This window comes from Serinicoccus chungangensis, assembly GCF_001483745.1.
Taxonomy (GTDB): Bacteria; Actinomycetota; Actinomycetes; order Actinomycetales; family Dermatophilaceae; genus Ornithinicoccus; species Ornithinicoccus chungangensis_A.
Genome location: NZ_LQBL01000027.1, coordinates 167,212 through 189,292, shown reverse-complemented (window position 1 = coordinate 189,292; position 22,081 = coordinate 167,212). Strand labels below are relative to the sequence as shown.

Annotated in this window: 24 protein-coding genes; 7 read left to right on the top strand and 17 right to left on the bottom strand. The window is 74.2% G+C overall.

Annotated features, from left to right (window positions below):
• Positions 1-60: 60 nt before the first annotated feature.
• The 3 genes from tatA to AVL62_RS07960 form a co-directional block, all read right to left on the bottom strand.
• Positions 61-351 (bottom strand): Sec-independent protein translocase subunit TatA, encoded by a 291-nt coding sequence (gene tatA / locus AVL62_RS07970; protein WP_058891103.1) that lies wholly within the window; start codon positions 349-351, stop codon positions 61-63.
• A gap of 61 nt (positions 352-412) precedes the next feature.
• Positions 413-1,396: a helix-turn-helix transcriptional regulator gene (locus AVL62_RS07965; protein ID WP_058891102.1), complete on the bottom strand. Its 984-nt coding sequence runs from the start codon at positions 1,394-1,396 to the stop codon at positions 413-415.
• Positions 1,396-2,412 carry a helix-turn-helix transcriptional regulator gene (locus AVL62_RS07960; RefSeq protein WP_058891101.1) on the bottom strand — a complete coding sequence of 339 codons (1,017 nt, stop codon included), beginning with the start codon at positions 2,410-2,412 and terminating at the stop codon, positions 1,396-1,398. The genes AVL62_RS07965 and AVL62_RS07960 overlap by 1 nt, the downstream gene beginning before the upstream one ends.
• A gap of 57 nt (positions 2,413-2,469) precedes the next feature.
• On the opposite strand from AVL62_RS07960, the gene AVL62_RS07955 reads away from it, so the two are divergent.
• The 5 genes from AVL62_RS07955 (at position 2,470) to AVL62_RS17800 (ending at position 5,514) form a co-directional block, all read left to right on the top strand.
• A complete protein-coding gene (locus tag AVL62_RS07955; RefSeq protein WP_062946260.1) occupies positions 2,470-3,807 on the top strand; it encodes a DUF3866 family protein in 1,338 nt (445 codons plus the stop codon).
• A gap of 187 nt (positions 3,808-3,994) precedes the next feature.
• Entirely contained in the window at positions 3,995-4,153 is a 159-nt protein-coding gene (locus tag AVL62_RS17285; RefSeq protein ID WP_161937859.1) for a hypothetical protein, read from the top strand.
• 9 nt (positions 4,154-4,162) lie between these two features.
• On the top strand, positions 4,163-4,762 hold the full coding sequence (locus AVL62_RS17810) for a cation:proton antiporter (RefSeq protein WP_235585595.1): 600 nt from the start codon (positions 4,163-4,165) through the stop codon (positions 4,760-4,762).
• Between the two features lie 15 nt (positions 4,763-4,777).
• Entirely contained in the window at positions 4,778-5,035 is a 258-nt protein-coding gene (locus tag AVL62_RS17805; RefSeq protein WP_235585594.1) for a hypothetical protein, read from the top strand.
• Complete coding sequence (locus AVL62_RS17800; protein WP_235585593.1) at positions 4,981-5,514, top strand: cation:proton antiporter; 534 nt, start codon at positions 4,981-4,983, stop codon at positions 5,512-5,514. Before AVL62_RS17805 ends, AVL62_RS17800 begins: the two co-directional genes overlap by 55 nt.
• A 164-nt stretch (positions 5,515-5,678) precedes the next feature.
• On the opposite strand, the gene AVL62_RS07945 is transcribed toward AVL62_RS17800, so the two are convergent.
• From AVL62_RS07945 to AVL62_RS07900, 10 genes are all read right to left on the bottom strand, one after another.
• On the bottom strand, positions 5,679-6,077 hold the full coding sequence (locus AVL62_RS07945; RefSeq protein ID WP_058891100.1) for an FKBP-type peptidyl-prolyl cis-trans isomerase: 399 nt from the start codon (positions 6,075-6,077) through the stop codon (positions 5,679-5,681).
• 236 nt (positions 6,078-6,313) lie between these two features.
• Positions 6,314-7,357, bottom strand: a complete 1,044-nt coding sequence (locus AVL62_RS07940) for an FKBP-type peptidyl-prolyl cis-trans isomerase (RefSeq protein WP_058891099.1) — start codon at positions 7,355-7,357, stop codon at positions 6,314-6,316.
• A 40-nt stretch (positions 7,358-7,397) separates the two neighbouring features.
• Positions 7,398-8,789, bottom strand: a complete 1,392-nt coding sequence (gene pafA, locus AVL62_RS07935) for a Pup--protein ligase (protein WP_058891236.1) — start codon at positions 8,787-8,789, stop codon at positions 7,398-7,400.
• 25 nt (positions 8,790-8,814) lie between these two features.
• Positions 8,815-9,021, bottom strand: a complete 207-nt coding sequence (locus AVL62_RS07930; RefSeq protein WP_058891098.1) for a ubiquitin-like protein Pup — start codon at positions 9,019-9,021, stop codon at positions 8,815-8,817.
• Between the two features lie 145 nt (positions 9,022-9,166).
• A complete protein-coding gene (dop, locus tag AVL62_RS07925) occupies positions 9,167-10,702 on the bottom strand; it encodes a depupylase/deamidase Dop (RefSeq protein ID WP_235585592.1) in 1,536 nt (511 codons plus the stop codon).
• A 32-nt stretch (positions 10,703-10,734) separates the two neighbouring features.
• Positions 10,735-12,762 (bottom strand): MFS transporter, encoded by a 2,028-nt coding sequence (locus tag AVL62_RS07920; protein WP_058891096.1) that lies wholly within the window; start codon positions 12,760-12,762, stop codon positions 10,735-10,737.
• Between the two features lie 3 nt (positions 12,763-12,765).
• Positions 12,766-13,107, bottom strand: coding sequence for a DUF3054 domain-containing protein (locus tag AVL62_RS07915; RefSeq protein ID WP_058891095.1), 342 nt, complete (start codon positions 13,105-13,107; stop codon positions 12,766-12,768).
• Between the two features lie 5 nt (positions 13,108-13,112).
• On the bottom strand, positions 13,113-14,753 hold the full coding sequence (gene arc, locus AVL62_RS07910) for a proteasome ATPase (RefSeq protein ID WP_058891094.1): 1,641 nt from the start codon (positions 14,751-14,753) through the stop codon (positions 13,113-13,115).
• Positions 14,750-15,772, bottom strand: coding sequence for a tRNA (adenine-N1)-methyltransferase (locus AVL62_RS07905; RefSeq protein ID WP_058891093.1), 1,023 nt, complete (start codon positions 15,770-15,772; stop codon positions 14,750-14,752). The genes arc and AVL62_RS07905 overlap by 4 nt, the downstream gene beginning before the upstream one ends.
• Before the next feature lie 9 nt (positions 15,773-15,781).
• The gene (locus tag AVL62_RS07900) at positions 15,782-16,882 is read right to left on the bottom strand and encodes a site-2 protease family protein (protein WP_058891092.1); all 1,101 of its coding nucleotides are present in this window, start codon (positions 16,880-16,882) and stop codon (positions 15,782-15,784) included.
• Positions 16,883-16,905: 23 nt separating this feature from the next.
• Here AVL62_RS07900 and AVL62_RS07895 point away from each other — a divergent pair, with 23 nt between their 5' ends.
• The gene (locus AVL62_RS07895) at positions 16,906-17,730 is read left to right on the top strand and encodes a RecB family exonuclease (RefSeq protein ID WP_153011716.1); all 825 of its coding nucleotides are present in this window, start codon (positions 16,906-16,908) and stop codon (positions 17,728-17,730) included.
• Here AVL62_RS07895 and AVL62_RS07890 read toward each other — a convergent pair.
• Positions 17,716-18,573 (bottom strand): PAC2 family protein, encoded by an 858-nt coding sequence (locus tag AVL62_RS07890; protein ID WP_058891090.1) that lies wholly within the window; start codon positions 18,571-18,573, stop codon positions 17,716-17,718. The genes AVL62_RS07895 and AVL62_RS07890 overlap by 15 nt on opposite strands.
• 89 nt (positions 18,574-18,662) lie before the next feature.
• Here AVL62_RS07890 and AVL62_RS07885 point away from each other — a divergent pair, with 89 nt between their 5' ends.
• Positions 18,663-19,403 (top strand): HAD family hydrolase, encoded by a 741-nt coding sequence (locus AVL62_RS07885; protein WP_058891235.1) that lies wholly within the window; start codon positions 18,663-18,665, stop codon positions 19,401-19,403.
• On the opposite strand, the gene mshC is transcribed toward AVL62_RS07885, so the two are convergent.
• The 3 genes from mshC to AVL62_RS07870 all read right to left on the bottom strand — a co-directional run bounded on the left by mshC (position 19,353) and on the right by AVL62_RS07870 (position 22,079).
• Entirely contained in the window at positions 19,353-20,630 is a 1,278-nt protein-coding gene (gene mshC, locus AVL62_RS07880) for a cysteine--1-D-myo-inosityl 2-amino-2-deoxy-alpha-D-glucopyranoside ligase (RefSeq protein WP_058891089.1), read from the bottom strand. The two genes, AVL62_RS07885 and mshC, sit on opposite strands and share 51 nt — an antisense overlap.
• Positions 20,631-20,692: 62 nt before the next feature.
• On the bottom strand, positions 20,693-21,517 hold the full coding sequence (locus tag AVL62_RS07875; protein WP_058891088.1) for an SCO1664 family protein: 825 nt from the start codon (positions 21,515-21,517) through the stop codon (positions 20,693-20,695).
• Between the two features lies 1 nt (position 21,518).
• A complete protein-coding gene (locus tag AVL62_RS07870) occupies positions 21,519-22,079 on the bottom strand; it encodes a DUF3090 family protein (protein WP_058891087.1) in 561 nt (186 codons plus the stop codon).
• Positions 22,080-22,081: the final 2 nt, after the last annotated feature.

Sequence of the window (22,081 nt, the reverse complement as noted above, 5' to 3'; positions counted from 1 at the left end):
CGCGCGCCGGGCGCGGGCCGCTCGGGTCACCGTCGGGTATGCCGTGTCGCGGGCGGTCGCTCAGGCGCCGGTGCTGCCGGTGGTGCCGGCGCCGCCCTCGCGGCGCTTCATCGCGTCGTACTCCTCGCGGGCGGTGTCGGCGTCGTGGTCCTTGCGGTCGTCCAGGGCGGGGCGCTCGGCGTCCTTCTCGGTCTTGCGCGCCTCGCCCTCATCCTTCATCTGGTCGACCTCGGACTTGAAGACGCGCATGGACTCGCCCATGGAGCGGGCCATGTTGGGCAGGTTCTTCCACCCGAAGAGCAGGAGGAAGGCGACGACGAGCACGACGATGTGCCAGGCCTGGAGACGCATGGTGGGCTCACTCGCTCTCGGTTGAGGTGGCGCCGCCGTCGCGGCGCACCGGGGTGCGTGGTCAGTCTAACGCCGGGCCCGGCGACAGGTTCCCGGACAGGGCCGTGCGCGCGGCCTCCTGGACGGCGTCCACGAGCGCGGCCGGCTCGACGACCCGCACTCCCCCGCCCTCGCGCAGCACGAGCCGCAGGAGCCAGCGGGGGTCGGCGACCCGCAGCACCATCCGCACCGAGCCGTCGTCGCGCGTCTCGACCTCCTCGGCTGGGACCTGCTCGGCGACCCACGCCGAGCCGGGGTCGAGGTCGAGGGTGACGGCGCGGTCCTCGGGGTCAGGCCGGTAGACCCCGGTGCCGACGGCGCGCTCGGGCAGGTCCTCCGGCGGGGTGGCCGGCACGTCCAGCACCCCGGCGGCCTCGATCCGGTCGAGCCGGAAGAGGCGCACGCCGCGGGCGCGGTGGCACCAGCCCTCGAGGTACCACCGGCCGTCCACGGACAGCCCCCGCAGCGGGTCGACGTCGCGCTCGGTGGTCTCGTCCCGGCTGCCGGAGGTGTAGCGCAGGTGGAGGCGGCGCCGCTGCGTCAGCCCGGAGCGGACGGCCGCCGCGATCCCGTCGTCGGCGGGCTGCTCGAGGTCGACGCGCACCGCGGCCGCCGCCCGCGCGGTCTCCCCGGCCGCGGCCTCCAGCTTGGCCAGGGCCCGGTCGATGGCGTCCCGCTCGGCCAGCCCTGGGGTGTCGGCGAGCGCCCGCAGGGCCACGATGAGCGCCAGCGCCTCGTCCCGGCCGAGGCGCAGCGGCCGGGCGATGGTGTCGGCGTTGCCGACGAAGACGCGGCCGCCCTCCCAGGAGGCCTCGATGAGGTCGTCGGGGTAGTGGCCGGGCAGCCCGCACAGGAAGAGGATCTGCAGGTCCTCGACGACCTGGCTCTCGCTGACCCCGAGCTCGGCCGCCGCCGTCGCGAGGTCGATGCCCTGCCGGTGCAGCAGCCACGGCACCATCGTCAGCATCCGGGCCACCCGCGAGGTGGCGCTCTCGTAGGTCGCCATCAGGCCGCTCCTCCCCCGTGCGCCGCCAGCACCGCGCGCAGCCGCCCGGTGACCTGCTCGGCAAGATCGGCCGGTGCCTCCACGCGCACGTCCGGACCGGCGGCGGTGACCTCCCGGGCCAGCGGTGTCAGCGACCCCACGTCCAGCTCCAGCCGTGACCAGCCCTCGGGGACGTCAGCGGCGTCGGTGCCCTCCCGCGCCCTCCTGCGCAGCGACGCGGCCGCCCCGTCGCGCACCAGCAGGCGGACGGTCGTCGACCGCTCGCCGTCCTCGCCCGCGCTGCGCCGGATCATGGCGAGCGCGTCGAGGTCCTCAGGCACGGCATACCCCCCGGGCCGGCCGGAGCGCTCGGGGACCCCGACGACGCGGTCCAGCCGGAACACCCGGGGCGCGTCGCGGTCGAGGTCGTGGGCGGTGAGGTACCACCGGCCGTGCCAGCTCGTCAGCCCCCACGGCTGCACCCGGCGGCGCACGAGGTCGCCCGAGCCGCCGCGGTAGTCGAAGCTGATCGCGCACCGCTCCAGGACCGCGTCGCGGACCGGCTCGAAGGCGGGGTCGGGGGTGTGCAGCAGCGGCTCGAGCCCGGCGACCGAGGACTCGTCGCGCACCACCCCGGCGGCGTCCAGCTTGCGCAGCGCCTGCGCGGCCGGGCCGGCGAGGCTGGCCTGTCCCCAGGCCCGCGCCGCGAGACCGAGCACCGCGAGCTCGTCAGGGGCGAAGTCGATCTCGGGCAGGGCGTACTCGCGCTGGTCGATGCGGTAGCCCGGCTCGTCGTCGAAGAAGGCGTCGATGGGCTCGGTGCGCAGCGGGATGCCCAGGGCGCGCAGCTCGTCCTTGTCCCGCTCGAACATCCGCTCGAACGCCTCGGGGCTGCTCCGCGCGTAGTCCGGGACCGCCTGGCGCAGCTTGGCCCGGGACAGCGGCTGCCGGGTGTGCAGCAGCGCGATGACGAGGTTGAGCAGCCGCTCGGTCTTCGCCGCGGCCGGGCTGGGGCCGGTGCTCGTGCTCTTCGCCATGTCTCGCAGGCTACCGTCCGACCTCCCGCGACCCGGTCATCGCTAGGCTCGGCTGTCGTGATCACGTGGCGCGAGGGTGAGGTGCGCGAGCTGCTGCCGGGGTGGGCCGGCGTGCAGGTGCTCGGCGTCGAGGTCCAGGGCGAGCGGGTGCGGGCCCTGGGCTACCCCGACCTCGTCGGCAGCGCCGTGGTGGGCGACCGGGTCCTGCTCAACGTCACCGCGCTGGAACGCGGGCTGGGCACGGGAGGGTATGCCCTCGTCGTCGCCCTCCCCGACCGCCCGGACGCCTGGCCCCGGCGCGCCGAGGGCGAGCCGGGCCACCTGGTGAAGGGCCGCTACGCCCCGCTGCAGCCCATGGTGCTGGGGGTCGACGACCCCGAGGGAGAGCACCACGCCACCCTCGCGCAGGCGGACGACCTGGGGGGTATGCCGGTGCTCGCCACCGACCTGCACTCGGCCCTCCCCGCCGTGCTCGCCGGGGTCCGGGCGGAGCGTCCCCGGGCCCGGGTCGCCTACGTCATGACCGACGGAGCCGCGCTGCCCCTGGCGTGGTCGCGGACGGTGGCCGGCCTGCGGGAGGCGGGCTGGCTGGCGAGCACGGTCACCGCCGGGCAGGCCTTCGGCGGCGACCTCGAGGCGGTGACGGTCCACACCGCGCTGCTCGCGGCCCGGCACGTGGTCGGGGCCGACCTGGCCGTCGTGATCCAGGGGCCCGGCAACCTCGGCACCGAGACGCGGTGGGGCTTCTCCGGGGTGGCCGCGGGCGAGGCGCTCAACGCGGCCGCGGTGCTCGGCGGGCGCCCGGTGGCCGGGCTGCGGGTGTCGCAGGCCGACGCGCGCGAGCGGCACCGCGGCCTGTCGCACCACAGCACGACCGCCTTCGGCCGGGTCCTCGCGCACCCCGCCGACCTGCCCGTGCCGGTCCTCCCCCCGGCACAGCGCACCGCGAGCGCAGCGGACGCGCCCTCCGGGCACACCGGACGCGCACCGGACGCGCGCTCCGGACACACCGAACCCGCACCGGACGCGCCCTCCGGACACACCGGACGCGCACCGGACGCGCGCTCCGGACACACCGAACCCGCACCGGACGCGCCCTCCGGACAGACCGGACACGCACCGGACGCGCCCTCCGGGCACACCGGACGCGTGGGAGACAGCGTCGCGCTGCGCGAGTGCCTGGCCCTCGTCCACCGGCAGGCGCGCGACCTCGTCCGGGCCGCGCCGCACCTCGAGCTGGTCGAGGTGGCCACCGAGGACCTCCCGGAGGCGTTGGCACAGGTACCGGTCCCCCTGTCGACGATGGGCCGTGGACTCGGGGACGACCCGGCCGCCTTCCTGACCGCTGCGGCCGCCGGCCGCTACGCCGCCCGGCTCGTCGTCGACCCGTCGTAGGCCCGTCATGGGCCCGTCGTGGGCCCGCCCGCCACATCTGCACCACGGCTCCCACACTGCGGAGAAGGACCCGGCACGCACAGGTATATCCCCGGCACGGGTGCACGTCCCCGCAGCCGGTGACTCGTGTGACCAGAGAGAGCGCCGCCCGACCGCCGCCTGCCCGCCGGTCACCTAGGCTGACCGCATGACCCTGCCCGCGCCCACGGCATACCTCGACGTCGTGGCGCATCCCACCCGCTGCCGCGACCGCGGCCGGCGCGAGACACCCCGGCGACCGAGCGCCACCCACCCCGCGCCTCACCTCCTGGGCCACACCCCCGGCACCGCGCCCCGGACCGGCTGAGACCCCGGCATGACCTCCGACCTGGTCTTCCTCCTGGGCGGCGGGGTGCTGCTGCTCGCGGTCGCGCTGCCGAGCCTGCTCACCCGTGCCTGGCTGTCCGCGCCGGTCATCCTCATCCTCGTAGGCATGCTGGTGGGGCTGCTCCCCTTCGGCTCCAGCTTCGCCTTCGACCCCACCGACCAGCGCGACACCATCGAGCACGTCACCGAGATCACCGTCCTGGTGGCCCTCATGGGTGTCGGGCTGGCGCTGGACCGCCCGCTGTCCTTCCGCAACCGCGGGTCCTGGCGCACCTGGTCGCCGACCTGGAGGCTGCTCGGCATCGCCATGCCGCTGACCATCGCCGGCGTCTTTCTGCTCGGCTGGTGGGGGCTCGGGCTCGGCGCTGCGCCCGCTCTGCTGCTCGGCGCCGTGCTGGCACCGACCGACCCGGTGCTCGCCGGGGACGTCCAGGTCGGCGGCCCGGTCATCACGAAGCGGGAGGCGGACGGCGAGGCGTCGATGGCCGACCAGCTGCACGACGACGAGATCAGCGACGACGACGAGGTCCGCTTCGCCCTGACCTCCGAGGCCGGGCTCAACGACGCCCTGGCCTTCCCCTTCGCCTAGGCGGCGATCTTCCTCATGACCATGGGGTCGGCAGCGGGGTGGGGGCTGCGCTGGCTGGCGTGGGAGCTCGTCGGCAAGATCACCATCGGCCTGCTCGTCGGGGTGGCCGTGGGCTGGGTGATGGCCTACCTCGCGTTCCGCACCCGGCAGCAGGCGCTGCGGCTGGCCGAGCAGGGCGAGTCGCTCCTGGCGCTCGCCGCGATGCTGCTGGCCTACGGGTGGCCGAGGTCGCCCAGGGCTACGGCTTCCTCGCGGTCTTCGTCTGCGCGATGACCATGCGGGCGCAGGCGCGGCGACACGAGTTCCACGAGCACATGCACGGCGTCGTCGAGCGCCTGGAACGGCTGCTGACGCTGCTCGTGCTGCTCTTCGTGGGCATCGCGCTCACCGACGGCGCGCTGGAGTCCCTCGACTGGCGCGGCGTCCTCGTGGGGGTGTCCCTGGTGCTCGTCATCCGGCCGGTGGCCGGGTGGGTCGCGCTGCGCCCCGGCCGCTGGCGCATGGCCGACGAGAAGCTGCGCCCCCTGGCACGACGAGAGCGGCTCATCACCGCCTTCTTCGGCATCCGCGGCGTGGGCACGCTCTTCTACATCGCCTACGCCCTCTCCGAGACCACCTGGACCGGGGAGCGCTGGCTGTGGGCCACCTGCGTCTTCACGATCGTCTTCTCCGTCGTCCTGCACGGGGTGCTCGTGACGCCGATCATGACGAGGCTGGAACGGGACCGGGAGCGCCTCCTGCGCTCCACCTGAGGGGTGCGGCGCCGGTTCCTGAGCCGACGAGACGCCCGTCATGATCGGCTCAGCCGCGCACGTGAACGCCTGGGCCGACGACACGCCGACAGACCTCGGCCCAGGCGTTCACCAGAACGCCTGGGCCGAGGTCGATGCGCCGGGGCGGCGCGTGCGGGCTCGTGTCAGCGCACGTCCATGAGGTCGACGACGAAGATCAGCGTCTCGCCACCCTTGATGGCTGCGCCGGCGCCACGGTCGCCATACCCCAGGTGCGGCGGGATGACGATCTTGCGGCGACCGCCGACCTTCATCCCGAGCAGGCCCTGGTCCCAGCCCTGGATGACCTGACCGACGCCGGCGGTGAAGGTGAGCGGCTCGCCGCGGTTCCACGAGGCGTCGAACTCCTCGCCGGTCGACCAGGACACGCCCACGTAGTGCGCGGAGATGGTCGAGCCGGCCGTGGCCTCGGCGCCCTTGCCGACCTCGAGGTCCTCGACCTGCAGGTCGGCGGGCGGCTCGTCGCCGGGGAAGTCGATCTCGGGCTTGGCCTTCTGGACGCGGCCGAAAGCGGACTCGGTCATGATGTGCTCCTATTCGTTCGAGGTCAGGTATGCCGTGGGCCGGCAACCATGTGCGGCGCCGGGTCGGTCCTCAGCCAACCACTCGCGGCGCTCGGTCGGTCCTCCGGCAACCACTGGCGGCGCTCGGTCGGTCGTCAGCCAACCACTCGCGGCGCCCGGTCGGTCGTCAGCCAACCATTCGCGACGCTCGGTGGGTGAGGGGCTGGGCGGTGCGGGGTGCGCGGGTAGCGGTGCGGTCAGGAGGCGCCGAGGATGTCGACGACGAAGACGAGGTCCTCACCGGCCAGCTCGTTGCCGGGGGCCGCGGTCTCGCCCTCGGTCTCCTCCGGAGCCTCGCCGTAGGCCTCCTCGGCCGGGATGACGAGCAGCACGCGGGAGCCGACGGTCTGGCCGACCAGCCCCTCGTCCCAGCCGACGATGACCTGACCCACGCCGATGGGGAACTCGGTGGGCTCGCCGCGCTCCCAGGAGCTGTCGAAGACCTCGCCGTCGGAGAGCTTCACCCCGGTGTAGTGGACCCGGATGGACTGCCCGGCCACGACCTCGGGGCCCTCGCCGCGGATGAGCGGCTGGGTGATGAGCTGGTCGGGTGCCTCGACGCCCTCGACGTCGATCTCCGGCCCGGTGTCACCCATCGTGACGGTGGGCAGGCCCTCCTCGGGCTCGACCTCCTCGCCCTGCGCCTCGGTGAGCGGCTCGCCGGTGTCCTCGACGACCATGTAGAAGAGCATGGTGTCCGTCGGGCCCACGCCGAGCTGCTCGTTGCCGGCCTCGCCGAAGGCGTCGGCCGCCGGGATCGCCAGGAGCAGCTCGTCGCCGACCATGGTGCCGGGCAGCTGGTCGCGGAAGGCCGGGAAGAGCGTCTCGTCGGTGAGGTCGAGGGTCACCGCCTCGTCGTTCTCGAAGGTCGACACCAGCTGCTCGCCGGTGGTGCCGTTGACGGTGAGGTAGCGCACCCGCACCTCGTGGGTGTCGGCGACCTCCTCGCCGTCGCCCTCGGTGAGGGTGCGGGCCTCGGTGGACCCGGCCACGAACGGCAGGTCACCCTCGGCGAAGGGCTCGCCGTCCCAGGTCAGCGCGGGGGCCTCGCCCTCGGTGTCGACGCCGACGTCGGCCAGGTCGCCGTTCGGCGCGGCCGAGGTCGCGGCCGCGTCGTCACCCGGTGAGCTGGTCGCCGCGGCGTCGTCCGACCCCTCGTCGGCCGACTCGGGGCTGCAGCCGGCCAGGAAGATCAGGGGCGCGGCGGCGGCCGCGAGGTAGCGCAGGCGGGAAGAGCGCACAGGTGCGTCCTTTGCAGATCGGGGAAGCGTCCGGACCAGCCTAACCCGGTGACCCTGAACCTTTCGTGGGAGCACCGCTGGTGGCGCGGATGTGCTCGAGCAGCGCGTCCACCCGCTCGTCCTGCGCGGCGAACGGGTCCTTGCAGATGACCGTGCGCTGCGCGGCGTCGTTGAGCTTGAGGTGCACCCAGTCCACGGTGAAGTCGCGCCGGTGCTCGGCAGCGGTCCGGACGAAGTCGCCGCGCAACCGCGCCCGGGTGTCCGGGGGCACGGTCGTGGCGGCCCGGATACGTTCCTCGTCGACCACCGTCCGCGCGGCGCCCGAGCGCTCGAGGATGCGCGCGAGCCCACGCCGTGGGTGGATGTCGTGCCAGGCCAGGTCGAGCTGCTGCAGCCGTGGGTCCCACGGCTCGAGGTCGTGGCGCCGCGCGTAGGAGTCCAGCAGCTTCTTCTTCATGACCCACTCGATCTCGGTGTCGACGAGGTCCAGCCGGTCGGTCTCGATCGCCTCCAGCCCGCGCTCCCACAGCTCCAGGACGTCCCGGTATGCCGGGTGCTCGGTCAGCCCGGCGCCCCGGGCATACCCGGTGGTGAGGTCGAGCAGCTCGCGCTGCAGCTCCAGGGCGGTGATGGTGCCGCCACGGCGCAGCGCCAGCGGGGTGCGCCCGGTGCGGTCGCGGCTCACCTCGCGGATCGCCTGCATGGGGTTGGCGAGGACGAGGTCGGGCACGACGGTGCCGGCCTCCAGCATCTTGAGCACGAGGTCGGTGGTGCCCAGGCGCAGCATCGTCGTGGTCTGGCTCATCGTGGAGTCGCCGACGATGACGTGCAGGCGCCGGTGCTTCTCGGGGTCGGCGTGCGGCTCGTCGCGGGTGTTGATGATGGGCCGCGAGCGGGTCGTCGCCGACGACAGGTCCTCCCACATGTGGTCGGCGCGCTGCGAGACGAGGTAGGTCGCCCGCTGCTCCACCACGTGCAGCCGCCCGGCGCCGGTGACCAGCTGGCGGGTCACGAGGAACGGGACGAGCGTGTCGGTGAGGCGCTCCATCCGGGTGCGCCGCTCGATGAGGTAGTTCTCGTGCGAGCCGTAAGAGTTGCCGCGGGAGTCCACGTTGTTCTTGAGCACGTAGACGGTGGCGTCGAGGCCCTCGGCGGCGAGCCGCTGCTCCGCGTCCTCCGCGAGGTCCTGGACCACCAGCTCGCCCGCCCGGTCGTGGGCGACGAGGTCGAGCAGATCGGTGCACTCGGCGGTGGCGTACTCCGGGTGCGACCCGACGTCGAGGTAGAGCCGCGAGCCGTTGCCGAGGAAGACGTTCGACGAGCGCCCCCAGGCCACCACCTTGCGGAAGAGGTAGCGGGAGACCTCCTCGGGGGAGAGCCGGGAGGGGCCGGCGAAGGTCGCGTTGACGCCGAACTCGGTCTCGACGCCCATGATCCGGCTCAGCACGGCGGCACCGTCACTGGCCGCCCTTCTGCACGAAGCCGTGCACGAACTCGGTCGCGTTGGTCTCCAGCACCCCGTCGATCTCGTCGAGCAGGGAGTCCAGGGCCGCGTCCCGCTCGGCGCTCTGCGCCGACGGTGCCGCAGGGGGCGGGGTGGCGTCCGGCTCCGGGCCGTCCCCGGCGCCGCTGTCCCGTCGGCGGTCGAACTGCTGCTGCGACATACCCCGATCCTAGGGCAGAGCACCACCCCCCTCTCCTGCCCGCGCCGCGTCCCGGCGATACGCCCGCAGCCGTCGGCTCAGCCGCGCACGTGCGTGGCTGAGCCGGTCCGGACCGACGTGTCGGCGGCCCGGGGGCGGTCGCGGCTCAGACGTCCTCGCTGACGAGCTCGGAGAGCAGCCCGGCGGCGTCGGTATGCCGGTCCAGCAGGTCGGCGACCCGGTCCCGGCGCCCGCCGGTGGGCTCCTCGATGCGCACCCGGCGCAGCCGGCCGCGCTCGTCGGCGAGCACGACCGAGTCCCAGGAGGCGGCCCGCACTCCCCCGCCCGCGCCGTAGCGCCGCACCACCTCGCCGCGGAACCAGGCCCGGGTGTCCTCGGGCGGGTGGGTGACGGCGTGGGCGATGTCCTCGTCAGAGACGAGACGCTCCAGGCGCCCCGCGGCCCGCAGCTTGCGGGCCAGGCCGCGGTCGGGGTCCAGGTCGTGCCACTGGATGTCCATGGCCGCCAGCCGGGGGTCCTCCCAGCCCACCCCCGCGCGCTCGGCGAAGCGCTCGAGCAGCTGCCGCTTGGCGACCCACTCGACCTGCCCCGCGGCTCCGGACGGGTCGCGCCGCAGGGTGTCCAGGACCTCCCGCCACCGGCGCAGCAGCGGCGCGGTCTGCCCTTCCCCCGTCTCCGACCAGGCCTCGTGCCCGGACCCCGAAGCCTCCTCGGCGGCGTCGAGGTGCGCCTCGAGCAGGTCCAGCCCGGTGAGGCTGCGGCCGTCGGCCAGCTGCACCGTCGCCCGCAGCGTGGGGTCGTGGCTGACCTGCTGGGCCGCGGCGACGGGACGCGCCAGGGCCAGCCCGTCGAGCAGGTGCGGGTGGGTCTCGACCACGCGCAGCACCGCCGACAGCGACCCCAGGGCGAGGTAGGTCGTGACGTCGGCCATCGTCGCGTCCCCGACGATGACGTGCAGACGACGGTGCAGGTGCGGCGTGGCGTGCGGCTCGTCGCGGGTGTTGACGATGGGCCGGCGCAGCGTGGTCTCCAGGCCGATCTCGGCCTCGAGGTAGTCGGCGCGCTGGGAGAGCTGGAAGCCAGGGCGCTCGCTGGCCTGCCCGAGCCCCACCCGCCCGGCCCCGGCGATCACCGGCCGGGCGACGAGGAAGGGGATGAGGTGCGCGGCCAGCCGGTCGAAGGGGACCGACCGGGGCACGAGGTAGTTCTCGTGGGTGCCGTAGGAGGCGCCCTTGCCGTCCACGTTGTTCTTGTAGAGGCGCACGTCCAGGCCCTCCTGCGCGAGGGTGCGGACCGCCGCGAGGGCGACCTCCTCCCCCGCCCGGTCCCAGCACACCGCCGCGAGCGGGCCGGTCACCTCGGGGCTGGAGTACTCCGGGTGGGCGTGGTCGACGTAGAACCGGGCCCCGTTGGACAGCACCGAGGTGGCGATCGTCGGGTCCTCGACATCGGTGAGCTGCGAGCGGTGCGCCAGCGCGCGGGCCATCTCGAAGCCGCGCGCGTCCCGCAGCGGTGTCTCGTCGGCGTAGTCCCACCCCGCGGCAGCGGGCAGCGCCGCCCCGGCGGCCGCGCCCGCGGCATACGCCCGGACCACCTGCCCGGAGAGGACCATCGGGGTCACCGGCTGCCCGGCGGCGTCCCGCTGCGTGCTGGTGATGCCGAGCTCGGTCTCGACGCCCATGACCCTGCCCACGCCCATGCGGCCGCCCCCGCTCAGGCGTCGACCCGCGGCCGCGGGACGCCGGTGACCATGTCGAGGTCGAGGGTGGTGGAGGTGGCCAGGACCGTGAGCGCGCGGGAGCGGGTGCGGCCGGCGTCGTGGTCAACGGCGGTGAGGACGTAGCGGCCTGGGGGCGGCAGCCCGACCTCGTAGTAGCCGTCGGGGTCGGTGTGCGCCGTCGCGACGTACTCCCCGGAGTGCTTGATGAGCGAGACGAGCACGCCGCCCAGCGGCCGGCCGTCGTCGAGGACGTGCCCGGAGAGCAGCAGCCGTCGCGTCATCGTCACGTCCTCCTCGTGCCCGACGGCCAGGTCGACGAGGCACGACTGCGGCGCCCACCCGTCCGCGGACACGACGAGCAGGTAGGCCCCCGGCTCGGGCAGCGCGAGGGTGTAGCGCCCGTCGTTGTCCGTCCGGCCCCAGTCGATGTGGGTGCCGTCGGGGCGCAGCACCGTGGTGACCGCCTGCCGCAGCGGACCGCCGCGGGGCCCCACGACCCGCCCGCGCACGAGCAGCTCGGGCAGGTCGCCCATCCCCGCGTGCTTGACCTCGGTCCGCTCCCCCGTCGGGGCGGCCGCGGCGCCGGGCTCCTCGACGCTCACCCGTTGCGGGCGCCGGATGAACGCCGCGATGAGCCCGCCGCCGAGGGAGGCTGCGGCGCCGGCCCAGAAGATGAGCTGGTATGCCGCGAACGAGGGCGCCGGGAAGCCGCTGGCGGTGGCGGTCATGGTGGCGGCGAAGACGGCGGCGACGAGCGCCGAGGCCGAGGACGTGCCGATCGAGCGCAGGAGGGTGTTGAGCCCGTTGGCCGAGGCGGTCTCGGTGATGGGGACGGCGCGCATGATGAGCGTGGGCATGGCCGCGAAGGCCAGGGCGGTGCCGAGCGAGGCGATGCTCGAGGTGACGACCACCTCCAGGACGCTGCCGTGCAGCAGCGAGCGGCCGATGAAGCCCAGCGCGATCGTCACCGCGCCGGCGATGAGGACCGCCCGGGCGCCGTAGCGGCGGATGAGCCCGGCGGAGACCGGCGACATCGCGACCATGAGCAGGCCGCTGGGCAGCAGGACCAGGCCGGTGGACACCGCGGAGAGCCCGAAGCCGTAGCCGGTGTCCGCCGGCATCTGCACCTGCTGGGCCGAGGTGAGGAAGTTGGCGAACATCGCGAAGCCGATGAGGACCGAGGCGGCGTTGGTGAGCAGCACCGTGCGGCGCATCGAGGTGCGGATGTCGACCAGCGGCTGGCCGGTGCGCAGCTCCCAGGGGACCCACGCGGCCAGCACCAGACCAGCCGCCGCGAGGAGGCTGAGGGTGAGCGGGGAGGCCCACCCCCAGGTGCCGGCCTTGCTGACGGCCAGCAGGAAGCAGGTCAGCGCCACCGAGAGCAGCACCGCCCCCACGTAGTCGAAGCGGCCCCGGGTCTTGACCGTCGACTCCGGCACGACGAGGTAGACCGCGACGAGCATGACGACGGCGAACCCGCCGGAGACGTAGAACAGCGCGTGCCAGTCGAGGTTGTCGTAGATGACGCCGGCCAGCGGCATCCCGATCGCGCCACCGATGCCCAGCGTCGCCGACATGAGCGCCACGCCGGAGCCGACCCGGTCGGCCGGCAGGTGGTCGCGCATGATGCTGATCCCCACCGGCACCAGGCAGGCCCCGAGACCGCTGAGCCCGCGCCCCAGCACGACGAGCGCGAGCTCGGAGCTGAGGGCCGAGACGACCGACCCGGCGATGACCGCCCACATGCAGACGATGAGCAGCAGCCGCTTGCCGAACATGTCGGCGAGGCGGGACACGATCGGGGTACCGACCGCCGCGGTGAGCAGCGTCACCGTGACCAGCCAGGACGCGTTGTCGCTGGTGGTGCCGAGGATCTCCGGGAAGACCGGCAGCAGCGGCAGGACCAGCGTCTGCTGCAGCGAGACGAGGGTGCCGCAGAGGGACAGGACGACGATGATCGCCGTGGTGGGGGTGGTGGGTGCGGGGGCCGTCGTGGTCTTCTCGTCCGCACCCGCCGTCATGCCTCAGACCCTACGCCTGCGCACCGACAGCGCTTGCACGACCGCCCGCCAGCCCAGCGCGCCCCCCACGAGGACGACCGCGGCCACGACCACGAAGGCCGGGGCGGCGCCGGCGCCGGTGACGACGCGCAGCAGCATCCCGACGGCCAGGGCCATCCCGCCGACGGCGAGACCCTCCACCCACCAGCGTCGCGCCCGCCAGGTGAGCATCCACCCGACGGCCGTGCCGACCGCGAAGGGCCACGCGGTCTGCAGGACCCCGAGCGGCGTGAGGCCCAGCTCGTGGCTGGACCGCCCGGCGACGGCGAAGACGAGAAGCAGCAGCACGTCCCCGAGGCGGTGCACGGTGCTCAGCGCTCGCCGAGGTCGACCGAGCGGCCGGGCTGGGTGCCGGAGGCGTCACCGACGAGGGTGCGGATGTAGGTGATCCGCTCACCCTTCTTGCCCGACACGCGCGCCCAGTCGTCCGGGTTGGTGGTGTTGGGCAGGTCCTCGTTCTCCTTGAACTCGTCCAGGTAGGCCTGCTCCAGGTGCCGCTCGCGCAGCCCCCGCTCCCCGAGCGTGAGGGAGTCCTTGATCGCGAGCTTCTTGGCCCGGTCGACGATGTTGTGCACCATCGCGCCGGAGGCGAAGTCGCGGAAGTAGAGCACCTCCCGGTCACCCCCGGCGTAAGTCACCTCGAGGAAGGCGTTGGCCGGGGACACGGCATACATCCGCTCGACGACGCCGTCGATGAGCGCGGCGACCGTCGCCTCCCGGTCCCCGCCGTGCGCCTGCAGCGCGGTGTCGTGCAGCGGTATGCCGGGGGTGAGGTACTTGGAGAAGATGTCGCGGGCCCCCTGCGCGTCCGGGCGCTCGATCTTGATCTTCACGTCCAGGCGGCCGGGGCGCAGGATCGCCGGGTCGATCATGTCCTCGCGGTTGGAGGCGCCGATGACGATGACGTTGTCCAGCCGCTCCACCCCGTCGATCTCGGCGAGCAGCTGGGGCACGATCGTCGTCTCCACGTCGGAGGACACCCCGGAGCCGCGGGTGCGGAAGAGCGACTCCATCTCGTCGAAGAACACCACGACCGGGTCGCCCTCGGCCGACTTCTCGCGGGCCCGCTGGAAGATGAGCCGGATGTGCCGCTCGGTCTCCCCGACGTACTTGTTGAGCAGCTCGGGGCCCTTGATGTTGAGGAAGTAGCTGCGCGCGCTGCCCGGGGCCAGACCCCGCTGCTCGGCCGCCTGCCGGGCGAGCGAGGCCGCCACCGCCTTGGCGATGAGCGTCTTGCCGCACCCCGGCGGGCCGTAGAGCAGGACCCCCTTCGGTGGCCGCAGGTCGTGGGCGGCGTAGAGGTCGGCGTGCAGGAACGGCAGTTCGACGGCGTCCCGGATCTGCTCGATCTGCCCCGTGAGACCGCCGATGTCGGCGTAGGAGATGTCCGGCACCTCCTCGAGCATGAGCTCGGTGACCTCGGGCCGCTCGATCCGCTCGGTGACGAAGCCGCTGCGCGGGTCCAGCAGCAGCGCGTCACCCACCCGGACCGTCGCCTCGCCGAGCGAGCCCGCGCGCCGGGCGATCCGCTCGTCCTCGCCGCGGACGAGCACGCTGAGCCGCCCGTCCTCGAGCACCTCCTTGCAGGTGACGACGTCACCCGCCCGCTCGTAGTCGGCCACCCCCACGATGGCCTGCGCCTCGTTGAGCAGCACCTCCCGGCCGGGCCGCAGCTCGCCGGTGTCGACCTCGGAGGAGATCTGGGTGCGGATGCGCCGCCCGGACAGCGAGACGTCCGCGGTGCCGTCGCCGACGAGCCGCAGCACCTGGCCCATGGCGAGCGGCGGGGAGGCGAGGGCGTCCAGGTCCTCGCGCAGCCCGACGATCTGCTGCTTGGCGCTCTTGAGCGTGGTCGTGAGCGCGTCGTTCTGCCCCTTGAGCTCGCTGACCCGGGTGCTGAGCGACTGCACCTGCTGCTCGAGGTGCCGCTCGCGTGATGACGCCTCGGTCATCCCTCCTCCTCACCCTCGGTGGCCATGCCGGTCACCCGGTCGGCGGTGCCCTGCGCGTCGCGGCGGGTGCGCCGCAGCTTCTTGTCCGAGACCGGGCGCTCGCCGAGGTCGGCGGCGCTCCAGTCGCCGCTGGCGGGCACGTAGTCCTCCCCGTAGGCGCCGGGGGCGGGACGGCTGCGGCGCAGGTGGGCGTCGGTGTCCGGTGCGAGCCGGCGCAGCGTGACGAGGAAACCGGTATGCCCGTGCATCCGGTGCTCGGGGCGCACCGCCAGGCCCTCCAGGTGCCACCCGCGGTTCATCGACTCCCAGGCCTGCGGCGGGGTCCAGCCGCCGGCGGCCTTGGCCGCCTCGGCGACCCGCGACAGCTGGGTGGTGGTGGCCACGTAGCAGATGAGGACGCCCCCGGGGGCGAGCGCGTCGGCCACCACCCCGAGGCAGTCCCACGGCGCCAGCATGTCGAGGACGACCCGGTCGACGGTGCCCGGCTCGACCGCCTCCGGCAGCGCGTCGACGAGGTCGCCGACGGTGACCGTCCAGGCCGGGTGGTCCAGCCCGAAGAACGCCCGGGCGTTGGCACGGGCGATGTCGGCGAAGTCCTCGCGCCGCTCGAAGCTCAGCAGCCGGCCCTGCTCCCCCACCGCGCGGAGCAGCGACAGGGAGAGCGCCCCCGAGCCGACCCCGGCCTCGACGACGGTCGCGCCCGGGAAGATGTCGGCGTAGGTGACGATCTGGCCGGCGTCCTTGGGGTAGACGACCTGCGCGCCCCGGGGCATCGACAGGACGAAGTCGGACAGCAGCGGCCGCAGCGCGAGGTAGTCGGCGCCCGAGGTGTGCCGGACCACCGTGCCGTCGGGCGCACCGATGACGTCGTCGTGACGCAGGTGGCCCCGGTGGGTGTGGAACTCCTTGCCGGCCTCCAGGGTGATGGTGTGCAGGCGACCCTTGGGGTCGGTCAGCTGCACGCGGTCGCCCGCCCGGAAGGGTCCGCGCCGCATGTCGGCGCCCGTCGGCCTGGTCATCGGGTCAGTCTACGAGCGGCTGCCGGTGACGTCGTGGGTGCTCACCACGCCCCAGGGCCGCCCCTGGTCGTCGAGCAGCGCGACCACCCCCGAGCCGGAGCGGCGCATCACCGCGATGACGGCGTCCAGGCGGGTCTGCGGCGGCAGGGGCACCGCCCAGCCGGCCGGGAGCCGGACGGCCACCGCGGCGGTCGTGGTGCTCGGCCACGCCTCGCGGGGCACCTGCTGCAGCGCCGGCGGGTCGACCAGGCCGTCCGGGCGGCCCTGGTCGTCGACCACCACCCAGACCGGGTGCTCGCCCCACGGCACGGTGTGCAGCGGCGCGTCGGCCGCGACCACCCCCGGCCGGTGCGCGGCGTCGGCGAGGGTGAGCCGGGAGGCGCGCATCCCCTGACGGCCGAGCCGGATGGCCTGGCTCGCGCCCTGCCAGAGGAACACCCCGATGAGGGCCACCCAGGCGACCCGGGTCCAGGGCACCCGGTCGCCGGCCAGCAGCGGGGGCACCAGCAGCACGACCGCGACGAGCACCACGACGAGCCGGCCGGACCACCCGGCCACCAGGGTGCCCCGGTGCCGGTTGCCGGTCACGCCCCAGACGAGCGCCTCCAGCAGGAACCCGCCGTCCAGGGGCAGGCCGGGGACGAGGTTGAAGACCGCGACGAAGGAGTTGGCCCAGGTGAAGGCATACGCGAGCAGCAGCGGGACGCCGGTGCCGTCGAGGAGCCCCATGGCCCACCACCCGAGCAGGGCGAGCAGCCCGTTGGCCAGCGGCCCGACGACCGCGACCGCGGCGCTGCGGGCGGGGGTGCCGCCGGCGCCGTCGTGGGCGGTGTGCCCGCCCCAGAAGTCCGCCACGATGCGGGAGACCCCGAAGCCGACGCCCTGCGCGACCAGCGCGTGCGCGGCCTCGTGCACGAGCACCGACACCAGCAGCAGGACGACGAAGGCGAACGCCACCGCGTAGCTCCACACCCCCAGACCGGGCAGCGTGCGCTGCACCGTGGGGCCGAAGAGCGCGATCATGAGCACCGCCACGAGGACCCAGCTGCGGCCCAGGAAGATCGGGATGCCGCACAGGGTGCCGACGCGCCAGCCGGGTGCTCGCTCCATGCCCCGAGCGTAGAGTGCGGACCATGGAGGCGGTCACCGAGCACCACGCCCGGGCCCTGTCCCCCTCGCGGGCCGCCGACTTCATGCAGTGCCCTCTGCTCTACCGCTTCCGGATCGTCGACCGGCTCCCGGAACCGCCGAGCGCCGCCGCCGCCCGCGGCAGCTTGGTGCACGCCGTGCTGGACCGCCTCTTCGACCTGCCGCCCGGGAACCGCACCCTGGAGGCGGCCACCGACCTCGTGCCCGGCGAGTGGGAGCGGCTGCTGCTCGCCGACCCGGTGCTGGCCGAGCTGGCCGAGGACGCCAGCGGCGGGACGGAGGAGCTGCTGCGCAGCTGGTTCGCGCTCGAGGACCCCACCCGGTTGCAGCCGGCCGAGCGGGAGCTCTACGTCGAGGCTGACCTCGACGGCCTCGTCATCCGTGGCTACGTCGACCGGCTCGACGAGGCCCCGGACGGGCGGCTGCGGGTCGTGGACTACAAGACCGGGCGCTCCCCCTCCGAGACCTTCGAGGGCCGGGCGCTGTTCCAGCTGAAGTTCTACGCGCTGGCGCTGTGGCGCAGCCGCGGTGTCCTGCCGAGCCGGCTCCAGCTCGTCTACCTGCGCGACCGTACGGTCCTGTGGATCGACCCCAGCGAGGCCGACCTGCTCGCCACCGAGCGCAAGGTCCGGGCGCTCTGGGCCGCGATCGAGCAGGTGGCGAGGACCGGTGACTGGCGGGCCCGACCGGGACGGGCGTGCTCGTGGTGCGCCCACCGCGCGGTCTGCCCCGCCTGGGGCGGCACTCCCCCGCCGCTGCCCGAGGGCGCCACGGCGCTGGCGCTGGACCCGCGGTCAGCCGCGGGGTGAGCCGTCGTCGCGTCGCCGCAGGTAGCGCTCGAACTCCTTGGCGATCGCGTCGCCGGACGCCTCCGGCAGCTCGGCGGTGTCCTGGGCCTCCTCCAGCTGGCGCACGTAGTCGGCCACCTCCTCGTCGGTCGAGGCGAGGTCGTCCACCCCGCGCTCCCAGGCCCGGGCGGCCTCGGTGAGCGCGGTGTCGTCGATGACGCAGTCCAGCAGCTCCTCGAGCTGGCCCAGCAGCGCCAGGGAGGCCTTGGGCGAGGGCGGACCACCGGCGTAGTGGGGCACCGCCGCCCAGCAGGACAGCGCCGGCAGGTCCTGCTGCCGTCCCTCGTCGACCAGGACCCCCACGATGCCGGTGGGGCCCTCGTAGGTGCTGCGCTCGATCTCCTCGCTGCCCTCGAGCAGCTCGTCGTCCTCGGAGCTGATGCTCACCGGGATGGGCCGGGTGTGGGGCACGTCCGCGAGCAGCCCGCCCAGGACGACGAGCAGCTGCACGTCCCGGGCCAGGAGGTAGTCCAGCAGGTCCCCGGCGAAGGTGCGCCAGCGCACGGACGGCTCGATGCCCAGGACCAGCAGCACGTCGCGTCCCAACGGGGTGTTGCGGGCGAGCAGGACGCGGGTCGTGGGCCAGCGGATCATCCGCCGCCCGTCGACGCTGAGGACCTGGGGCCGGTTGACCTGGAAGTCGTAGTAGTCCTCCGGGTCGACGGCGGCCACCACCTCGGCCTCCCAGACCTGCGCGAGGTGCTCCACGACGCTCGAGGCGCTCTCGCCGGCGTCGTTCCAGCCCTCGAAGGCGGCGATGACGATCGGGTTGCGCAACTCTCCGGTGTCCTGCAGCTCGATCACGGGCCTCACCCTCTCGCTCGGAAGCATCGCGCCCTCGCTCGGCAGCGCCGTCTGGCCCACCCTAGTCCGCCTCGACTAGCGTGGTGCGGGTGACGCGCCACCCCTTCCTGCCGAGCCCACCCGAGGACCTGCCCGCCGCCGTGCTGTGGGACATGGACGGCACCATCGTCGACACCGAGCCCTCGTGGATCGCCGAGGAGTACGTCCTGGTCGAGGAGGCCGGCGGCACGTGGACCGACGCCGACGCCCACGACCTCGTCGGCCAGGACCTGCTCACCTCGGCCGGCATCATCCTCGACCGCACGCCGGTCAGCGGCGAGCCCGAGCAGGTGGTGCGCCGACTGCTCGACGGTGTCGTGCAGCGGACCCGCGCCCACGTGCCCTGGCGGCCCGGGGCGCGGGAGCTGCTGGCGTCCCTGCGGGAGCGGGGCGTGCCGTGCGCGCTGGTCACCATGTCCTGGACCGAGCTGGCGGACGTGCTGGTGGAGCAGCTGCCGGGCGGGACCTTCGACACCGTGGTCACCGGGGACCAGGTGAGCCGGGGCAAGCCGCACCCGGAGGCCTACCTCGAGGCGCTGGCCCGCCTGGGCGTGGCTCCGGAGCGCTCGCTCGCGGTCGAGGACTCCCCCACCGGTGCGACCGCGTCGACGGCCGCGGGCGTGCCCACCCTCGTGGTGCCGCACACCGTCGCGGTGCCGCCCCTGCCGGGGGCCGTGCAGATGGGCACCCTGGAGGGCCTCAGCCCGGCCGACCTCGGCGCGGTGGTGCGCTCGCTGCGCTCAGAGCTGCACCCCGAGCAGCGCGTCGACCGCGTCCACGACCAGGCGTGAGACGGGCTCTCCGGCGACCACGGTCGTGGCCCAGTCGTCGACGGCGTCCAGGGCTCCGGGCGTGTCGAGATCGTCGGCCAGCCGCTCGCGCAGGCGGCGCACGGTCGTGACCCCCAGCTCGGTGACCGACTCGTGGGCGGCCATGTCGCCGGCCCGGCGCCACAGGTCGAGGCGCTCGCCCGCCTCCCGCAGGATCTGGTCGGTCCACCCCCACTCCGTGCGGTAGTGCTGGCCCAGCAGCGCCAGCCGGATCGCCATCGGGTCGACCCCGGAGGCGCGCAGCGCCGAGACCAGGACGAGGTTGCCCCGGCTCTTGCTCATCTTCTCCCCGTCCAGGCCGACCATGGCCTGGTGCACGTAGGCGCGGGCGAAGCAGTCGTCGCCGCACAGGGCCGCCGCCTGCACGGCGCTCATCTCGTGGTGCGGGAAGACGAGGTCGGTGCCACCGCCCTGGACGTCGAAGCCCGGACCGAGGTAGCGCTGGGCGATGGTGGAGCACTCGATGTGCCAGCCCGGGCGCCCCCGCCCGAGCGAGGCGCCGTCCCAGTGCGGCTCGCCCTGCCGGCCCGAGCGCCACAGCAGGGGGTCGAGCGGGTCGCGCTTGCCCACCCGGTCCGGGTCACCCCCGCGGTCGGCGAAGACCTCCATCATCTGCTCCCGGGACCACCCGGAGACGGCGCCGAAGCTGGGCTGGGTGGACAGGTCGAGGTAGACGTCGGCCCCGCGGGCCCCCTCGGCCAGCGCCTGGTCCTGCGGCACCGGCACCTCGTAGGCGGTGCCCTCGCCGAGCAGCCGCTCGACGGCGCGCACGTCGTCCGGGATCCCCTCGACGGCCCCGACGTAGTGGTCCGGGGGCAGCACCCGCAGCGCCTCCATGTCGGTGAAGAAGAGGTCGATCTCGCGGCGCGCCAGCTCCTGCCACTCCACCCCGTCGCGCTCGGCCCGCTCCAGCAGCGGCTCGTCGACGTCGGTGACGTTCTGGACGTAGGTCACCTCCAGCCCGGCGTCCCGCCAGGCACGCTGCAGGACGTCGAAGGTCACGTAGGTCGCGGCGTGGCCGAGGTGGGTGGCGTCGTAGGGGGTGATGCCGCACACGTAGAGCCGCGCCCGCCCGTCGGAGCCGGCGACCTCGACGCGTCGGTCGCCCGCGGTGTCGTGCACGCGCACGGGGGTCCCGTCGTGCTCGATCGGCAGCCGGGGCAGGGCGGTGGTCGACCAGGTCTTCACCTGCGGGAGCCTAACCGTCGGCACCGACGTCGCCGCCACCGGCCGGGGTCGTGCGCGGTGGGCTACCAGAGGGGCCAGGGGAGCGGGTAGCGGTCGGTGGGTGCCGGGGGGAAGGTGGCCTCCTCGCGCACCCGGCTGACCCGGGCGGCCAGCGCCTCCCGCTCGACCTCGGACAGCAGGGTGGTGAGCCGGGTGGCGAGGGTGCCGTCCGCGTCGGCCAGCGCGTGGCTCAGCACGTCGAGCCGCTCGAGGTCCGGCGCCGGGAGCGGTTCCTCGGCGAAACCCCAGAGGACGGTGCGCAGCTTGTCCTCCTCGTGCAGGCTGACCCCGTGGTCGAAGCCGCGCAGCCGGCCCTGGGTGTCCCGCGTGAGGTGGGCGGCCTTGCGGTCGGCGTTGTTGAGCACGAGGTCCAGCACCGCCATCGACCGCAGCCCCGGGTCGTCGGCGTGCGCGACGACGAGGGCCCGTCCGTGCTCGTCCTCGGCCTGGACGACCGGGCACCATCCCTCCGGGAGGTCCTCGGGGACGACGACGTCGACGAGACCGGCCGCCGGGTCGGCGAGCCGCTGCGGGTCCTGCTCGACCCACCACTGCACCGAGCCCGGACCCAGCGGACCCTCCCGCAGCACGGTCGGCGGGACCAGGTCGAAGCCCCCCGCCCGGGAGATGAGGTAGGCCGCCACCTCGCGCCGCCCCAGCGACGCGGGCGGGAAGTCGTGCAGGGGCCGCTCACCCTTGACCGGCTTGTAGACGGCCCGGTGGCCGCTGGGCTCCCCTTGGGCGTCGGTGAGGTCGACCAGCAGGGTGAGGTTCGACGCCTGGGTGAGCACCCCGACCGGCTCGACGGTCAAGGTATGCAGCAGCTCCAGGGCCGCGTCGTCGTCCACGTCAGCGGCGGTAGCCGTTGGCGCGGGGGCAGATGTGGCCGGTGGGGTCCAGGGGCTGGCCGCAGAACGGGCAGGAGGGTCGCCCACCCTCGATGGAGGCCGTGCAGCGCATCGCGAAGGCCCGGGCGCGGCCGGGCTCGAGCACGACCTTGATGGACTGCGGGGGCAGCCCGGCCCAGGGCAGGTCCGCACCCTCCTCGTCGTCCTCGAGCTCGGCGACGTCCTCGGCGCTGGGCCGGTCGTAGGCCTCGAGGACCACCCTGCGCTGCCCCGCCTCCCAGGCGACCGAGAGCCGCTGGACGCGGAAGTCGTCCTCGATGGGGGTGTCCAGGGGGGCGTTGTCGACGAACGCCCGCCCGGCCTCCTCGGTGCCCTCCGGCCCGGCCACGTCGTCGAGCATCTCCGCCAGCGACTCCCCCAGCAGCCGGACCTGCTCCTTCTCGAGGGAGACGGTCATGACCCGCTGGGAGTCGCTGGCCTGCAGGAAGAAGGTGCGCCCTCCGGGCGGTCCGACGCTGCCGGCGACGCAGCGCTCAGGCGGGTCGAAGACGTGCTCAGCCATGG

Excerpts from the sequence above, each read along its gene's own strand:
- AVL62_RS07930 (WP_058891098.1), bottom strand. The coding sequence starts at position 9,021 with ATGTCGCAGCAGCAGTTCGACCGCCGACGGGACAGCGGCGCCGGGGAC.
- AVL62_RS17810 (WP_235585595.1), top strand. The coding sequence starts at position 4,163 with ATGACCTCCGACCTGGTCTTCCTCCTGGGCGGCGGGGTGCTGCTGCTC.
- AVL62_RS17285 (WP_161937859.1), top strand. The coding sequence starts at position 3,995 with ATGACCCTGCCCGCGCCCACGGCATACCTCGACGTCGTGGCGCATCCC.
- AVL62_RS07945 (WP_058891100.1), bottom strand. The coding sequence starts at position 6,077 with ATGACCGAGTCCGCTTTCGGCCGCGTCCAGAAGGCCAAGCCCGAGATC.
- tatA (WP_058891103.1), bottom strand. The coding sequence starts at position 351 with ATGCGTCTCCAGGCCTGGCACATCGTCGTGCTCGTCGTCGCCTTCCTC.
- AVL62_RS07870 (WP_058891087.1), bottom strand. The coding sequence starts at position 22,079 with ATGGCTGAGCACGTCTTCGACCCGCCTGAGCGCTGCGTCGCCGGCAGC.
- AVL62_RS07960 (WP_058891101.1), bottom strand. The coding sequence starts at position 2,412 with ATGGCGAAGAGCACGAGCACCGGCCCCAGCCCGGCCGCGGCGAAGACC.
- AVL62_RS07895 (WP_153011716.1), top strand. The coding sequence starts at position 16,906 with ATGGAGGCGGTCACCGAGCACCACGCCCGGGCCCTGTCCCCCTCGCGG.
- AVL62_RS07920 (WP_058891096.1), bottom strand. The coding sequence starts at position 12,762 with ATGACGGCGGGTGCGGACGAGAAGACCACGACGGCCCCCGCACCCACC.
- AVL62_RS07905 (WP_058891093.1), bottom strand. The coding sequence starts at position 15,772 with ATGACCAGGCCGACGGGCGCCGACATGCGGCGCGGACCCTTCCGGGCG.
- dop (WP_235585592.1), bottom strand. The coding sequence starts at position 10,702 with ATGGGCGTCGAGACCGAGCTCGGCATCACCAGCACGCAGCGGGACGCC.
- AVL62_RS07965 (WP_058891102.1), bottom strand. The coding sequence starts at position 1,396 with ATGGCGACCTACGAGAGCGCCACCTCGCGGGTGGCCCGGATGCTGACG.
- pafA (WP_058891236.1), bottom strand. The coding sequence starts at position 8,789 with ATGGGCGTCGAGACCGAGTTCGGCGTCAACGCGACCTTCGCCGGCCCC.
- AVL62_RS07900 (WP_058891092.1), bottom strand. The coding sequence starts at position 16,882 with ATGGAGCGAGCACCCGGCTGGCGCGTCGGCACCCTGTGCGGCATCCCG.
- AVL62_RS17805 (WP_235585594.1), top strand. The coding sequence starts at position 4,778 with ATGACCATGGGGTCGGCAGCGGGGTGGGGGCTGCGCTGGCTGGCGTGG.
- arc (WP_058891094.1), bottom strand. The coding sequence starts at position 14,753 with ATGACCGAGGCGTCATCACGCGAGCGGCACCTCGAGCAGCAGGTGCAG.